Origin of the sequence: Saccharopolyspora rosea, from assembly GCF_025643595.1 — a bacterium.
In the GTDB taxonomy this organism is placed as follows: domain Bacteria; phylum Actinomycetota; class Actinomycetes; order Mycobacteriales; family Pseudonocardiaceae; genus Saccharopolyspora; species Saccharopolyspora rosea.
In genome coordinates, this window is the sequence record NZ_CP102826.1 from 1688984 (window position 1) to 1701532 (window position 12549).

Genomic DNA, 12549 nt, shown 5'->3' on the forward strand with positions numbered 1-12549 from the left:
GCTGGCCCCTCCTTCGCCTCCGCTGACCGGGTGTCAGGAGCAAAGCCTAGACTCGCCGCCGTGATGGATTCCGAGGACCGACGCCTGCTGCTCATCGACGGCCACTCGATGGCCTACCGCGCCTTCTACGCCCTGCCGAAGGAGAACTTCCAGACCGGCACCGGGCAGCACACCAACGCGGTCTACGGCTTCACCTCGATGCTGATCAACCTGCTCCGCGACGAGCAGCCCACGCACCTCGCGGTCGCCTTCGACGTGTCCCGCAAGACCTTCCGCAGTGAGACCTACGCCGAGTACAAGGCGACCCGCAGCGCCACCCCGGACGAGTTCCGGGGCCAGGTCAGCCTGATCCAGGAGGTCCTCGGCGCGCTGAGCATCCCGGTGCTCAGCAAGGAGAACTACGAGGCCGACGACGTCATCGCCACGCTCACCACGCAGGCCACCGCGCAGGGCTTCCGGGTCTCCATCTGCACCGGCGACCGGGACGCGTTGCAGCTGGTCACCGACGACGTCACGGTGCTGTACCCGACGAAGGGCGTCTCCGAGCTGACCCGGTTCACCCCGCAGGCGGTGGAGGACAAGTACGGCCTGACGCCGCAGCAGTACCCGGACTTCGCGGCGCTGCGCGGCGACCCGTCGGACAACCTGCCGAAGATCCCGGGTGTCGGCGAGAAGACCGTCACCAAGTGGATCCAGCAGTTCGGGTCGCTGGCCGAGCTGGTCGACCGCGTCGACGAGGTGAAGGGCAAGGCCGGGGACGCGCTGCGCGAACGGCTGTCCTCGGTGCTGCTCAACCGGCAGCTCACCGAGCTGGTGCGGGACGTGCCGCTGGAGGCCACCCCGGACGAGCTGGCGCTGCGGCAGTGGGACCGGGACGCGGTGCACCGGCTGTTCGACGACCTGGAGTTCCGGGTGCTGCGCGACCGGCTGTTCGCCACGCTGTCCACCGCCGAGCCGGAGGTCGAGGAGGGCTTCGAGATCTCCGGCGGCGTCGTGCAGCCGGGCAAGCTCGCCGCGTGGCTGGACAAGCACGCCCGGGACGGCCGCCGCGTCGGCCTGGCGTTCACCGGCAAGTGGGCGCGGGGCGCCGGCGACCTGCACGGCATCGCCCTGGCCACGGCGGACGGCGAGGGGGCGTTCGTGGACGTCGCCGCGCTGTCGGCCGCCGACGAGGAGGTGCTGTCCGGCTGGCTGGCGGACCCCGCGCTGCCGAAGGCCGCCCACGACGTCAAGGGCCCGCTGCACGCCGTGCGGGACCGCGGCTGGACGCTGGCCGGGCTGACCAGCGACACCGCGCTGGCGGCGTACCTGGTGCGGCCGGGACAGCGCTCGTTCGACCTGCCCGACCTGGTGGTCCGGTACCTGCAACGGGAACTGCGCGCCGAGCAGGGCGGCGAGGACGGGCAGCTGTCGCTGCTGGAGGACGAGGCCGACGCCAAGGAGCGGGAGGCCGCCGCCGAGCTGGTGAAGGCCCGGGCGGTCGCCGAGCTGGCCGACGCGCTCGACGCCGAACTGGACCGCATCGACAGCCGGTCCCTGCTCACCGACCTGGAGCTGCCGCTGCTGGTGGTGCTCGGCGAACTGGAGGCGGCGGGCATCTCGGTGGACTCCGACCAGCTCGCCGAACTGGGCGCGCACTTCGCCGCTCGGGTCAAGCAGGCCGCCCAGGACGCCTACGGCGTGATCGGCAAGGAGATCAACCTCGGTTCGCCGAAGCAGCTGCAGGTGGTGCTGTTCGACGAGCTGGGCATGCCGAAGACCAAGCGCACCAAGACCGGCTACACCACCGACGCCGAGGCGTTGCAGACGCTGTTCGAGAAGACCGAGCACCCGTTCCTGCAGCACCTGTTGGAGCACCGCGACGCGACCCGGTTGAAGACCACCGTGGACGGCCTGGTCAAGTCCGTGTCCGACGACGGCCGGATCCACACCACGTTCAACCAGACCATCGCGGCCACCGGACGGCTGTCGTCGACCGAACCGAACCTGCAGAACATCCCGATCCGCACCGAGGAGGGCCGCCGGATCCGGGAGGTGTTCGTGGTCGGCGGGGGTTACGCCGAGCTGATGACCGCCGACTACAGCCAGATCGAGATGCGCATCATGGCGCACCTGTCCGGTGACGAGGGCCTCATCGAGGCGTTCCGCAGCGGTGAGGACCTGCACAACTACGTGGCGTCGCGGGCGTTCGGCGTGCCCATCGGCGAGGTGGACCAGGAGCTGCGGCGCCGGGTCAAGGCGATGTCCTACGGCCTGGCCTACGGGCTGTCGGCGTACGGGCTGGCGCAGCAGCTGCGGATCTCCACCGAGGAGGCCCGCGAGCAGATGGAGGCGTACTTCGCCCGCTTCGGCCGGGTCCGCGACTACCTGCGGGAGGTCGTCGACCAGGCCCGCAAGGACGGCTACACCTCGACGATCCTCGGCCGCCGCCGGTACCTGCCGGACCTCACCAGCGACAACCGCCAGCGCCGCGAGATGGCCGAGCGGATGGCGCTCAACGCGCCGATCCAGGGCAGCGCGGCCGACATCATCAAGGTCGCGATGCTGGGCGTGCACCGGGCGCTGGTCGAGTCGGGGCTGCGGTCGCGGATGCTGCTCCAGGTGCACGACGAGCTGATCATCGAGGTCGCCGACGGCGAGCGCGCCGAGGTGGAGAAGCTGGTCCGCGAGCAGATGGGCACCGCCTACGCGCTCGACGTGCCGCTGGAGGTGTCGGTGGGTGTGGGGCACTCCTGGGACGCCGCTGCGCACTGAGCGCGACCGGGTGGTTCGCGCGTGTTGCGGCTGGGTCACGAAGTGATCATTCCCCGCACGCGGGCGCGGGCCGGGCAATTGGATGGGCGTCACGTCGACGGCGACCGCTTGCACCGAGCGGGTGGTCGTCCGGTTAGCCTGCCAACGCGCTACCGGCCCGCGCAGGAGGCCGCATGGGCCGTGCCGCGCCCTGCTGCTTCCGCGGGCCGCCCGGGCGCGTTGCGCGGCGCCGAGTCCGCGCGCCGCGCCGCCGCGAAGCACCGAGGAGGAGCATGATCAGCATCGACAGAGTGGACCACCTGGTCCTCACCGTCGCCGATGTCGATCGGGCAGTGGAGTTCTACGAGCAGGTCCTCGGCATGACGCCGGTGACGTTCCCGGGGGACCGGCGCGGGGTCAGCTTCGGTGCGCAGACCATCAAGCTGCACTCGGCGAGCGAACTGGTGGCGCCGACCGCGACGCACCCGGTGCCGGGCTCGGCGAACCTGTGCTTCATCACGGACAACGCGCTCAGCGAGGTCCAGGAGCACCTGCGCGCCCACGAGGTGCGCATCGAGGAGGGACCGGTCAGCCGCATCGGCTCGAACGGCCCCATCACGTCGCTGTACCTGCGCGACCCCGACGGCAACCTGATCGAGGTCGCCCGCTACGACGAGGCGGAGTGACGCCGCGACGCGCGTGATGTGCGAACGCCCCGTCCGTCCCGGAGGACCGACGGGGCGTTCGCGCGAGCGACCGGCCCGTCCGGGGTGGACGGGCCGGTCGCGTCGGCTCACAGCGACAGTTCCGGCTTGAGGCGGCTCGGGGTCCAGACCCGCTGGCGCCACGCGGCGATGGTGCTCAGCAGCAGCCCGGCGACCAGGTAGCAGAGCAGGACTCCGGCCGCACCGGCCGCCGATTCCAGGCCCGGCCCGCCGTAGAGCAGGTGGCGCAGGCCGCTGACCACGTAGCTGAGCGGCAGCACCTGGTGCAGCGGGTGCAGTGGCTCCGGAATGGTCTGCCACGGGAACGTGCCGCCTGCGGTGACCAGTTGCAGCACCAGGATGACCAGGGCGATGAACTTGCCCTTCGGGCCGAACGCCGCGTTCAGCGCGTGCACCACGGCGGTGAAGGCGAACGACGTCAGGATCAGGAAGCCGATCGTCAACGCCGGGTTCGCCGGTCGCACGCCGACGGCGAACACCACCACGAGGTACAGCAGCACCGCCTGCACCAGGCCGACGATCGCCGCGGGCAGCCAGCCGCCGATGGCGACGCGCCACGGCGCGACACCGGCCGCCAGCGCCCGGCTGGACAGCGGACGCATCAGCAGGAAGAGCACGAACCCGCCGATCCACAGCGCCAGACCCATGAAGAACGGCGCCAGCCCGGCACCGTAGGTCCCGGCCTTGACCTGGGCCTTGGTGTCGACCGCGACCGGGTCGCCGATGGTGTCGGCGGTGGCGTCGCGGGTCTTCGCGTCCGGGTTGGGGATGTCGTTGACCCCCTTGCCGAGCTCGTCGGCCAGCGTGTGCGAGCCGTCGGCGAGTTGACCGGAGCCGTCGTGCAGCTGCCGGGCGCCGCCGGCGAGCTGGTCGGCGCCGCCGGCGAGCTGCTTGGTCCCGCCGAACGCCTGCTGCTGGCCGTCGCGGAGCTGCTTGGCCCCGTCGTCGACCTGGTGGGCGCCGTCGGCGACCTGTCCGGAACCGTCGGCCAGCTGGCCGATCGCGCCGGTCATGGTCGGGGTCGCCTGGGCGAGCTTGCGGTTGCCGTCGGCGACCTGCTTGGCGCCGTCGGCCAGCATCCGCAGCTGGCCCACCTGGGTCTGCACCTTGCCGTTGGCGTCGGTGACGGGGCTGTTGAGCTTGTCGAGACCGTCGACGACCTTCTGCACGGTTTCCTCGTCGACGCCGGTGCTGCGCAGCTGGTCCGCGATGCGCTGCTTGGTCTGGTCGAGGTTGTCGGCGAGCTGCTGCGAGACGTTGCCGAGCACTTCGGCGCGCGAGGCGAGTTGTTCGTTGCCCTGCGCGACCTTCTCGGCGCCGTCGGCCAGTTGCGCGGTCTGCTGCGGCAGCTGCGCGGTCTGCTGCCGCAGCTGCTGGAGTCCGTTGTGGACCTGGTCGGCGCCGTTGGACAGCTGCCCGGTGCCGTCGGTGAGCCGCGCGGACCCGTTGACCAGCTCCCGCTGGCCGTCGAGCAGCTGGTGGGCGCCGGAGGACAGCTGCGCGGTGCCCTGGCGCGCCTCGCCCAGGCCGCCGTGCAGCTTGCCCGCGCCGTCGGCGAGCTGCCCGGCGCCGTCGGCGGCCTCCTGGGTCTTGTCGTGCACCGTGCTGAACCCGAGGAGGAACTGCTGGGCGGCCTCGCTGCCCGCGTTCTTGGCGACGCCGCTGCGCACCTCGGAGGCCACCTTGTCGGCGATGGTGCCGGCGAGGTAGTTGTTGGCGTCGTTGGTGATCAGCCGCAACTTGGCCTGCCGGGGTTCGAAATCGCCGGGGGAGACCAGGGCCGCCGAGAAGTCCTTGGGCACCACCAGGGCGAACGTGTACCGGCCGGAGGAGACGCCGTCGGCGGCCTGCTTCTCGCCGGTGAGCTGCCAGTCGAAGGACTTGGAGTCGAGCAGCTCGTGGTAGACGTCCTGGCCCGCGGTCAGCCGGGTGCCGTCGTCACGTGCCGCGCCGGTGTCGTCGATGACGACCGCGGCGGGTACCGACTCCAGTCTCCCGTAGGGGTCCCAGTTCGCGTAGATGTACATCGCGCCGTAGAGCAGCGGAACGAGGGTCACCGCGATCAGGGCTAGTTTGGGCAGTTTGCCCGAGGTCAGCCTGCGCAACTCGGTGATGGCAAGCCGGAAGCTGGTCATCGCACACCTTCAAGGGAATCCGAAGTGGACTGTTCGCGGTCGTCCGCGCCGATGCGGGCCCGCGGAACGCCGAGCTGGTCGGCCGAATGGGGGGAGCACAGGACCGCCACGGCCATGCCGCGCGCGGCCTGCCGGGCGGCGAGCGCGTACCAGGCGGCCGGGTCGCCGCCGTGGCGGTCGGGCTGGTCGAGGACCAGCGCCTTGGTGGACCGGCCCTCGCAGGCCAGCTCGACGAGCAGCCGGGTGCGCTGGGCCGGGACCAGGTTCTCGAACCGTTCGTCGGCGCAGTCGTCGAGTTCGTGCTCGGACAACCAGGCCCTGGTCCGGCGGCGCCCGGACCGACGTCCCGCCAGGCTCAGCCCCTCGGCGGCGACGTCGCGGACGGACACCGCGCCGTCCGGTTCGGTGATCTCCGGGGCGTCCACCACGGCGACGGAGCGCCGCAGCGCGCCCGCGTCGGCGGCACCGTCCAGGCGCACCGTGCCCCGGGTGGGCCGCAGCCTGCCGGAGAGCACGAGCGCCAACGCGGTGTGCCCCGCGTTGGGTTCCCCGGTCACCAACCGCAACCGGCCGTCCCGCATGCGCAGGGACGTGGGCGCCAGGAGCGGCCCGTGTGCTCCGATCACCTCGACGCCTTCAGCGACGATTTCCACGCCGACTCCTTGAGACTCTCGCGGTCGGGTGCGCCGACCGCGCGAGCGTCAGCGCAGCGCGGTGGCCGGGCGCACCTCCCACATCGTCCACAGTGGCCGGTACCCCTGGCGGGGCCAGAACACCGAGGACAGCGGGTTGGGCGGGTTGTAGTACAGGAAGCTGCCGAGGACGCCGGCGCGGGCGAACTCGTCGTGCACCAGGTCCATCAGCTGTCGCCCGACGCCGGTGCCGCGTTCCTGCTCGCGCACCGACACGCAGTTGACGTAGGCCCACGTGCCGGGGCGGAGCCGGTGTCCGCCGGGTGACGAAGCGGTGTCGACCCAGGCGCACTCGGCGACCGCGACGGGTGCGCCGTCCCGTTCCGCGAGCCAGACCGGATCGCCGGAGTGCAGGCGCACGTGGACGGCGGTCCGCTTCAGCCGCGGGGCGTCGGGGCGGTACACCGACGCACCGACCAGGGCGGCGTATTCGAGCTCGGCGAGTGCGAGCTCGACGACGACGTCGAGGTCGGCCGGTCCGGCGCGACGCAGCTTTACGGTACCAGACAGTTCCGTAAGTCGCGATCGTGAGGGTGATCGCACCGCGAGGCAGGACAGCGGGACGAAACCGTGGTCCAGGAACGCCCTGGTCGCCCGCACGTCCCGGCTCGGCCACACCACCACGCAGGACGAGTCGTGCGCGGGCGCGTCGCGGGCGTCCAGCCACTGCCGCCAGGCGTGCAGCAGCGCGTCCATGCCCGCGCCCGCGTGCCGGCCGACCAACGGGAACAGCTCGTAGACCTCCGCGGCCTGCCACAGCCGCTGCATCGAGCCGGGCGGGTTGGAGGTCTGCGCGATGACTCCGGCGACCGGGTCGCCGTCCGCGGTCCGGGCCAGGAGCGGGTCACCCGCGGGCAGCGAGTAGCCGTCCGGCAGTTCCGGGTCCAGTTCGCGGAACCGCGCGCACTGCGCCTCCATCAGCTCCTGCGCGGTCGCCACCGTGCACCCCCCGGTCCGCGGCGGGCGGGACGCCCGGGTCGCACCGCGCCGCACATCACCGCCACGCCTCTTCCCGGTCCAGGGAGCAGACGAAGATCGCGGTGCCCGGGAACAGCCTGCCGCGCAGCGGGCTCCACTGCCCCCAGTTCCGGGTGTGCCCCTTCGGCCACTCCGGTTCGACGACGTCGAGCAGCCGCATCCCGGCGGCACCGATCTGCCGGACGTAGTCGCCGAGGGTCCGGTGGTGCTCGACGTAGGTCGCGCGTCCGGTGTCGTCCACCTCGACGTAGGGGCTGCGGTCGAAGTAGGAGTGCGTGGCCGTCAGTCCGGCGGGTCCCGGGTCGTCCGGGAAGATCCACCGCATCGGGTGGGTCACGGCGAACACCCACCGGCCGCCCGGCCGCAGCACCCGGGCCACCTCGCGCATCACCGCCCCGGAGTCGGCCACGAACGGCACGCCGCCGAACGCCGAGCAGGCCAGGTCGAAGGACCCGTCGGCGAAGGGCAGGCCGTCGGCGCTGGCCTGGACCAGGGGGATCGGGATGCCGGTGCGCCTGCCGCCCGCCGCGGCGTGCCGCAGCATCCCGGCCGAGATGTCCAGTCCGACCGCGTGGGCGCCCCGCGCGGCCAGCCAGCGCGCGCACGCCGCCGCACCGCAGCCCACCTCCAGCACGCGCCTGCCGCGGACGTCGCCGAGCAGCCGGACGTCCGCCTCGCGCAGTCCCTCCGGGCACCAGACGAAGTCGTCGTCGCCGAGGAAGCCGCCGTGCTCGGCCTGGTACTCGTCGGCATCGGCGTCCCACCACAGGCGGCTCGCCATCCGGGACTCGACGGCACCCGCGGTGCGGTTGCTCACACCCGAGGTGCCGAGCACGTCCTCCGCGGTACTAGGCTGGAGACTGGACTTCGTGTCGTCGTCTTCCGCGTGATCGGGCTGCGACAAGGGTTCTCCCCGCCGGTAGTGGGTATGGCTCGGATGTGACGCATTGTCCTCGTCCGGTCCGCACCCGGCGCAGGGGTGGACCGCAGTTTGCCCGGCGATCGAGGGAGCGCGTACGATACCGGCCGCGCCGTGGGTCTTCCGCTGTTCGCGTATCTCCTCTGGGTCGCTCGCCCGGATCGGGTGCCGACCGGGCGGATTCGCCGCAGCTCCGGCACCTTCGCGGGTACCGGGCCGGAGGGCCGGGCGCAGCCACCGACTTGAACAGTCACGAACCAGATCCGACAACCGACCTATCCGTACCGGAGCAACCCACCTGATGTCCACCGACACCACCACCGTCCCGACTGCAGCCGCCACCAAGCCGCAGGTCGCAGTGAACGACGTCGGGACGGAGGAGGACTTCCTCGCCGCCGTCGACCAGACCATCAAGTACTTCAACGATGGCGACATTGTTGAGGGCACCATCGTCAAGGTCGACCGCGACGAGGTGCTGCTTGACATCGGCTACAAGACCGAGGGCGTCATCCCGTCCCGCGAACTGTCGATCAAGCACGACGTCGACCCCGCCGAGGTCGTCGCCGTCGGCGACTTCGTCGAGGCCCTGGTTCTCCAGAAGGAGGACAAGGAAGGCCGACTGATCCTCTCCAAGAAGCGCGCCCAGTACGAGCGCGCCTGGGGCACCATCGAGGAGCTCAAGGAGAAGGACGAGCCGGTGCGCGGCACCGTCATCGAGGTCGTCAAGGGCGGCCTCATCCTCGACATCGGGCTGCGCGGCTTCCTGCCCGCCTCCCTGGTCGAGATGCGCCGCGTTCGCGACCTCCAGCCCTACGTCGGCCGGGAGCTCGAAGCCAAGATCATCGAGCTGGACAAGAACCGCAACAACGTGGTCCTGTCCCGCCGCGCCTGGCTGGAGCAGACCCAGTCCGAGGTCCGCAGCGAGTTCCTCAACCAGCTGCAGAAGGGCCAGGTCCGCAAGGGCGTCGTGTCCTCCATCGTCAACTTCGGTGCGTTCGTGGACCTGGGCGGTGTCGACGGTCTGGTGCACGTCTCCGAGCTGTCCTGGAAGCACATCGACCACCCCAGCGAGGTCGTCGAGGTCGGCCAGGAGGTCACCGTCGAGGTCCTGGACGTGGACATGGACCGCGAGCGCGTCTCGCTGTCGCTGAAGGCCACCCAGGAAGACCCGTGGCGTCAGTTCGCCCGCACCCACGCGATCGGCCAGATCGTGCCGGGCAAGGTCACCAAGCTGGTGCCGTTCGGTGCGTTCGTCCGCGTCGACGAGGGCATCGAGGGCCTGGTGCACATCTCCGAGCTGGCCGAGCGCCACGTGGAGATCCCGGAGCAGGTCGTCCAGGTCGGCGACGAGGTGATGATCAAGGTCATCGACATCGACCTGGAGCGCCGCCGGATCTCGCTGTCGCTGAAGCAGGCCAACGAGGGCTTCACCCCGGACTCGGACTTCGACCCGACCCAGTACGGGATGGCCGCCGAGTACGACAACGAGGGCAACTACATCTACCCCGAGGGCTTCGACCCGGAGACCCAGGAGTGGCAGGAGGGCTACGAGAAGCAGCGCGAGGAGTGGGAGCGGCAGTACGCCGAGGCCCACGCGCGCTACGAGAAGCACATGGCCCAGGTCGCCAAGGCCCGCCAGGCCGACGCGGAGGCCGCCGCGGCCGCCGCTGCCGGTGTGGAGGAGCCGCACGGCGGCAACTACTCCTCCTCCAGCGACGAGCAGGACTCGGGCTCGCTGGCCAGCGACGCCCAGCTGGCCGCGCTGCGGGAGAAGCTCTCCGGCGGTGCGTGACGCCTGAAGGCTGACCGAACGGCCCCCGCGTTCCGGCGCGGGGGCCGTTCGCGTTCCGCGGTCGGTCTCGGCGCGGCCGGGGACCGCTGGCAAGATGGGTCGCGTGTTGCGCGTGGGTCTCAGCGGTGGCATCGGGTCGGGGAAGTCGACGGTGGCGCGGCGGTTGGTGGAGCGCGGCGCCGTGCTCGTCGACGCCGACGCGCTGGCGCGCGAGGTCGTGCGGCCCGGTTCCGCGGCGCTGGCCGAACTCGTCGAGCGCTTCGGCGCGGACATCCTCGACGCCGACGGCGCGTTGGACCGGCCCGCGCTGGCGGCCAAGGCGTTCGCCGACGACCGGGCGCGCGCCGACCTCAACGCCATCACCCACCCCCGGATCCAGCAGTTGACCGTCGAGCGGATGGCGCAGGCGCCCGCCGACGCCGTCGTGGTGCACGACGTTCCGCTGCTCGTGGAGGCCGGGTACGGGGCGAACTACCACCTGGTCGTGATCGTCGACGCGCCCGTCGAAGACCGCGTGCGGCGGTTGGTGGCCCGCGGGCTGTCCGAACCGGACGCGCGGGCGCGGATCCGGGCGCAGGCCACCGACGAGCAGCGCCGCGAAGCCGCCGACGTGTGGCTGGACAACAGCGGCGCGGTCGAGGACGTGCTCGCCGAGGTCGACCGGTTGTGGGCGGACCGGTTGGTCCCGTTCGAGCGGAACGTGCGGGAGCGGCGGCGTGCGCCGGAGCGCTCCCCGAAGCTGGTCGACCCCGATCCGGAATGGCCGAGGCAGGCCCGGCGGCTGGCCGCCCGCATCGAGCGGGCCGGGGGCGACCGGGTGCTGCGCGTCGACCACATCGGATCCACCTCGATCCCCGGCATGCCGGCCAAGGACGTCATCGACCTGCAGGTCACCGTGGCCTCGCTGGCCGATGCGGACGCGTTGGCCGAGCCGCTGGCCGACGCCGGGTTCCCCGTGATCCCGGAGGCCAGCGCCGACACCCCGCACTCCTTCGCGCCGGACCCGGCGCTGTGGGGCAAGCGCCTCCACGTCGCAGCGGACCCCGGCCGCTACGCGAACGTGCACGTGCGCGCCGAGGGGACGGCGGGCTGGCGCGTCGCGTTGCTGTTCCGCGACTGGCTGCGCGCCGACGAGGCCGCCCGCGCGGACTACCTCGCGGTCAAGCGCGAGGTCGCGGCCCGGCACGCGGCCGACCCGTCGCACGCCGCGTACGCGCAGGCCAAGGAGCCCTGGTTCGCGCAGGCCCTGCCCAGGGCGAACGCCTGGGCGCAGGAGTCCGGCTGGACCCCGTGACGCCGCCGGTCCCCGGCAGGACCGCCGGGACGTCCTGCCGGGAACCGGCCGCCTTCCCTCACCAGATGTCGAAGATCCCGCGGTGGGCCAGCCAGTGGTTGATGTCGCGGTGCAGGGACAGCTCCTCCAGCGTGCGGTGGGCCGTGCGGAACGCGTAGTCGGCCTCGTGGGGGCGGATCATGCCGCTGGACACCGCGGTGGCGAACTCGTCGTAGTGCGCGATGCGCGCCGGGCCGTGCGCGGGGACCTCCAACCCGAGCAGCAGGTCCGTCGTCGTCCAGGCGCGGCTGTCGCGTTCGATGCGGGCGGTGGTGAGCAGCGTCGGTCCGGGGCGGGAGTGCCGCCGGCGCGGGCGGTAGCGGGTCAGGCGGACGCCCAGGTCGGGCAGCAGCCAGGTGATCTCCGCGTCGTGCTCGGGCGCTTCCGGGGTCGGGCATTCCAGGGAGAGTCCCCATTCCTCGACCCGGCACACCTCCAAATGGTGAACGGCGCCGGAAGAATGTCTACGCTCCGAACTGAAGACGTCGATGACGTCGACCAATTGGGGGGAAGTCGCCGCGCTCACGGATCCCGAGAGTAGTCCGGAAAGGCGGACACGTGATCAGCTGCGGGCGAATTTTCAGGTAACTATTCGGCTGGGGTCGAATATCGATCCGATCGTTCGTCCCGGCGTCACCGAGTTGGCGGTAGCGTCCGCTGCCCGGGTACGGGACCTTGGGACGGTTGTCCTCGCCACGACAGCTCGATCCCGTTGTCCCGCAACCACTTCCCGAGGTCGTAGCGGTGCCGGGCGAGACCGTCGACGGCGCGGTAGGCGGTCTCCATCGCCCGGTGCGCGGTGGCGTCGTCGAGCAGACCGGCCCGCACCGCGAGCAGGAACTCGTCGATGTCCAGCAACCGGGCCTCGCGGTGCTCGCGCAATTCGACGTCCAGGTAGTGGTCGACCGTTCGCCACCTGTTCTCGCCGCGTTCCACGTCGACGACGTCGAGGTAGAAATCCAGGTCCCGCTCGTGCCCGGGGTGCCAACTCCAGCGGGTGATGCGCAATCCCAACCCCGGCAGCAGCCACGATTCCAGCGCGGCGAGGCGGGGGTGACCCGGCGTCGGGCGCGCCAGGTAGAGCCCGAACGGCGTGGTCCGGTACTCCTCGACGGTGCGGACGCGCTGCTTGGGATCGGTGTTCGTGCCCGCGCGCAGGTCGAACACCTCCACCTTGGGCGGGTGCACGGGCAGTCCCAGCCGCTCGGCGATCTCGCGCTGCGTGCTCACGGTGCCACCCTA

Annotated in this window: 10 protein-coding genes; 4 read left to right on the plus strand and 6 right to left on the minus strand. The window is 71.6% G+C overall.

Annotated features, from left to right (window positions below; genetic code table 11):
• Positions 1 to 63: 63 nt before the first annotated feature.
• Entirely contained in the window at positions 64 to 2754 is a 2691-nt protein-coding gene (polA, locus tag NV263_RS08275; protein ID WP_263254124.1) for a DNA polymerase I, read from the plus strand.
• Positions 2755 to 3026: 272 nt separating this feature from the next.
• Positions 3027 to 3419, plus strand: coding sequence for a VOC family protein (locus tag NV263_RS08280; protein ID WP_263251975.1), 393 nt, complete (start codon positions 3027 to 3029; stop codon positions 3417 to 3419).
• Positions 3420 to 3526: 107 nt separating this feature from the next.
• On the opposite strand, the gene NV263_RS08285 is transcribed toward NV263_RS08280, so the two are convergent.
• From NV263_RS08285 to NV263_RS08300, 4 genes are read right to left on the minus strand one after another with little or no spacing between them, the layout of a single operon-like run.
• Positions 3527 to 5593 carry a YhgE/Pip domain-containing protein gene (locus NV263_RS08285; RefSeq protein ID WP_263251976.1) on the minus strand — a complete coding sequence of 689 codons (2067 nt, stop codon included), beginning with the start codon at positions 5591 to 5593 and terminating at the stop codon, positions 3527 to 3529.
• Complete coding sequence (locus NV263_RS08290) at positions 5590 to 6246, minus strand: ATP-binding cassette domain-containing protein (RefSeq protein WP_263251977.1); 657 nt, start codon at positions 6244 to 6246, stop codon at positions 5590 to 5592. Before NV263_RS08290 ends, NV263_RS08285 begins: the two co-directional genes overlap by 4 nt.
• A 48-nt stretch (positions 6247 to 6294) precedes the next feature.
• Entirely contained in the window at positions 6295 to 7224 is a 930-nt protein-coding gene (locus NV263_RS08295; RefSeq protein WP_263251978.1) for a GNAT family N-acetyltransferase, read from the minus strand.
• A gap of 55 nt (positions 7225 to 7279) precedes the next feature.
• Positions 7280 to 8167 (minus strand): class I SAM-dependent methyltransferase, encoded by an 888-nt coding sequence (locus NV263_RS08300; protein ID WP_263251979.1) that lies wholly within the window; start codon positions 8165 to 8167, stop codon positions 7280 to 7282.
• A 316-nt stretch (positions 8168 to 8483) separates the two neighbouring features.
• Here NV263_RS08300 and rpsA point away from each other — a divergent pair, with 316 nt between their 5' ends.
• Positions 8484 to 9974 (plus strand): 30S ribosomal protein S1, encoded by a 1491-nt coding sequence (gene rpsA, locus NV263_RS08305; protein ID WP_263251980.1) that lies wholly within the window; start codon positions 8484 to 8486, stop codon positions 9972 to 9974.
• Between the two features lie 103 nt (positions 9975 to 10077).
• Entirely contained in the window at positions 10078 to 11268 is a 1191-nt protein-coding gene (gene coaE / locus NV263_RS08310) for a dephospho-CoA kinase (protein WP_263251981.1), read from the plus strand.
• A gap of 58 nt (positions 11269 to 11326) precedes the next feature.
• Here the strand turns inward: coaE and NV263_RS08315 are convergent, their stop codons facing one another.
• Together NV263_RS08315 and NV263_RS08320 are read right to left on the minus strand one after the other, a co-directional pair.
• Entirely contained in the window at positions 11327 to 11740 is a 414-nt protein-coding gene (locus NV263_RS08315) for a hypothetical protein (RefSeq protein WP_263251982.1), read from the minus strand.
• A gap of 200 nt (positions 11741 to 11940) precedes the next feature.
• Positions 11941 to 12537: a DUF402 domain-containing protein gene (locus NV263_RS08320; protein WP_263251983.1), complete on the minus strand. Its 597-nt coding sequence runs from the start codon at positions 12535 to 12537 to the stop codon at positions 11941 to 11943.
• Positions 12538 to 12549 lie beyond the last annotated feature (12 nt).